The 3167-nt window shown below is 58.4% G+C and carries 3 protein-coding genes; all 3 read right to left on the reverse strand.

Annotated elements, in window-relative coordinates:
• Positions 1-772: AAA family ATPase (locus tag LQV45_RS22635; protein WP_230008925.1), on the reverse strand; the 772-nt coding region annotated here is incomplete at its 3' end.
• Complete coding sequence (locus tag LQV45_RS22640) at positions 769-1563, reverse strand: hypothetical protein (RefSeq protein WP_230008926.1); 795 nt, start codon at positions 1561-1563, stop codon at positions 769-771. The genes LQV45_RS22635 and LQV45_RS22640, both read right to left, overlap by 4 nt.
• Positions 1564-1624: 61 nt before the next feature.
• Positions 1625-3167 (reverse strand): site-specific DNA-methyltransferase (locus LQV45_RS22645; protein ID WP_230008927.1); only part of this gene is annotated, 1543 nt, incomplete at its 5' end.

A 3167-nucleotide genomic window follows, 5' to 3' on the forward strand; every position in this document is an offset into this window, starting at 1 on the left:
TTGCTGCGCTGATCCGCGCCTGTTTGAGTTCGGCTTCTAGCTGGTCTTTTTGGGGTACTCCGACGTAGACGAATTGGAACCGTCGGCTCAGCCCTTGGGAGAAGGTGTACACGTAGTTGGTGTCTACGGTGTTCATTGTTGCGATGATTCGAAAGCGCTTCGGCAACCAAACCGCGTTTGTCTCTTCAGAGTCTCCGAACCACAGCGGCAGGGGCACGTCGTCGCCCCCGCCGCCCAGAACCGTGTAAAGGGGGCCGATAGCCTTGTCGATTTCGGCCCGGCTGAACTCATCAATGATGAGCCAATGCGCTTGATGGGTTTCGCTCTCTTCCGGATCTGCCTGCCGGCTGATCACGGTCGCGCAATCTAAGGCGGCTCGAGGGACATGCCCCAGCCACGGGACCAGCGTTTCCATCCCACCATTGGAAGTGGGGTGCAGCCCGCCTATGACGTCGTACGTGCTCCAGTCCGCGGTTGCCGTTTCCAGGTGGGCCGTTGCGTTGAAAGTCTCCGCCAGCACGTACGCCAAGGTGGTCTTACCGGTTCCGGGAGGGCCCTGAAGCACAATGTGGCCTCCAAGGAGGGCGATCACCCAGCGTTCCAGCAAAGACTCAGCGTCCGGGAGCAACAGGTTTTGGGCTTCAGCGAGTTCCAGTGCAAGAGCCGTCAACTCAGCCACGTTGGCGGACTCCAGGTGCTTTTGTGAAACCTTCTCGGCTGCACGGTAGTTCTCTTCAAACTCATAGAGGTTTACATCATCGGAAAGGCTCACTTTGGGGTTTCCCTCTTTGTCAGGCCAGCCAGGAATGTGGCCTTGTTGGTAGTGGTAACGCGGCCGTAGCGCCGACAAGTGAAGGTCACATTACGACGCGGATTGCGGCCTTCCTTCACTACTGTTGCGACCTTGAGATCCTTAATCTGCCAAAGCGCGCTGTCCAATAGGTCGTTGCCGTCCCGGTTGGCCACAACAAGCAGGTCCTGTCGTCGTAGCCAGGCCGCCGGGGCCGAATTCCAAAGGTCGGCCACCACAGTGGCTTGGTCTCCGTCAACACTGAAGTGAAGTGGTTGAACGGCAGCAGTGCGGGTTTCTCGTTGGTCGGAGATCCACCGCAACAGCTGGTGGACGTCTGAGTAGCGTGCAGCGGCCCGGCCGTCCCAATGAGGATCCTCTACCGCGAACCCGTCCACAGCAGCCTTGTCCAGTGTTGCCCTCTCGATATGCACGCTGGAGGAACGGCCCGTGGCGCGTTTCGTCCAGCCATCAAAGACTGCGATGACTTGCCGATCTTCGTCCACACCGAAGCCGACCGTCTGACGGCCAGCTTCATCGAGCAAGTCATCTTCGTGAGCGCGCGTCGTTTGGATGCGATAGTTCGTGCCCGACCGTCCCTTGCCTTCGTGCGTGATCTTCCATGCGTAGGCGAGCAATGAAAACCGCCGTTTGCCGCGGGCGATATCAACGCGCGTCGGATTGACACTCCGGCCACCACCGACGCTTTCGCGCGCGGCAACAGTCCATCCTGCTTCACTGAACTTCTCTAGGACGACATCAAGGGCGCTCACATTGCATACAGTACAGATAAGCCCAGTCGACGGAGAAACTGCGTCGACTGGGTGGGACGCTTTACCTCAGGTAGTAGTGCCTGTCCCTGTTAGCCAAGTTGGAGTTCAGCAGTTCCTCGAGAGCCTTGAATGACAGGCCCGTGGGTTTGGAGCCATTGGCAATGACGGCCCCGATGGACAGCGAGTACAGGTATTCGAGGCTCCGTTGATGGGTGACTTCGTTCTTGTCCCCCTGAGGCAGATTGCTTAGGTGGCGGCGGATAGCGTCCAAGGCGATTTCACCGGCACCGTTGAGGTTCTGCACGTCGCCCTTGACTCCGGCCGTAAACGTGATCACGAGGTCGAAGAACGGTACAAGCTCTGCGCCGCTGCGACCCTTGTAGCCCTTCATTGAGCGTTGCTGCTTGTCTAGAACGCTGACATCCGTTTGGACGAGTCCTGCATGGTCAGTGGCCGCGAGCAGGGCGGACCACACCTTGTCATCGGCATTGTGAAAGACCACGCTAGCCCGAGCGCCCGGTGCCAAGACCCTGCGGACTTCGGAGAATGCGCTCGAAAGCAGTTTCTCGTAGTCATCCAGAGATTTGCCGCCTGCAGTTGAGGGAAGCGATTTGTTGACAACAATTTCTTCAGTGAGATCTGTGACATCACCCAACCAGGATTCCCAGACGACATTGCAATCGCCGTAGAACAGGTTTGCCCCGAAGGGCGGGTCGGTAAATACGTAGTCAATGCTTGAGCTTGGAAGCCAGGAAAGATCTGTCGCGGACGATTGGCGGGCGAAAGCACGGTCGGTGTCGTCCGCCAGGTTCTCCAAGGCGGGATGAGTTGAATAGAAGCGGCTGACCTGGGCCACCTGATGGCGGAAAATTTCGAAAACGTTACCCTCAGCGATCAACTGGGGGATGTAGAGGGTTCCGGTGAGGGGACGCTGGCCGCCGAAAGCGTTATAACGCCGCATTCTCGTTGAATGCCAGGCTGTGTTGGTAAAGGCGAACTTCAGAGCGGACTGAACTTTTGGGTCCGCTTGTGTGGTGATGTAGTGCCACAACTCGCTGAGCGCGAGTTGGCTGCGGTGATTCCAGAAGTCGGCTACCTGGGTGACGTTTCGGAGATGCAGTGCTGACCGGCGGTACATTTCCCGGTCGGGACCCAACGGAACGTTGGGCATCCACCGCGTGATTGGTTGCCGGGCAATTGAGGCTAGCAGGGTCAGGTCATTTTCGTCCGCGGGTCCTCTTTGAAGCTTGCGGCATGAACCGCAGGCGACAGCTTTTTCCGCAGGTTTACTAGGCACGCCACTAAGACCAGAACGGGTTTGCTCGTTGCCGCATTTTCCGCAGGTAAGAGTACGTGAACTACTGCCGCTTTCAGTTTTCTGGTCCCAGACGCGAATGGGTTCTGCGCATTGGGTGCAGGTATGGACGTCCGTCCAAACCTGGTGGCGCAAACGCTCCAGGCGGCCGCACGTCGGGCAATTCGACGCATATAGCGCTGTCTCTGTGGGGGTCAGGGCCGTAGTCAGGGAGACCATGGCTGCCGCGAGGACCGTCGGCGGTACCGGATGGCTGTGATTATGGGCGAGATGAACAGAGCCAGGGGCA

The organism is Microbacterium sp. Bi128, assembly GCF_918698205.1.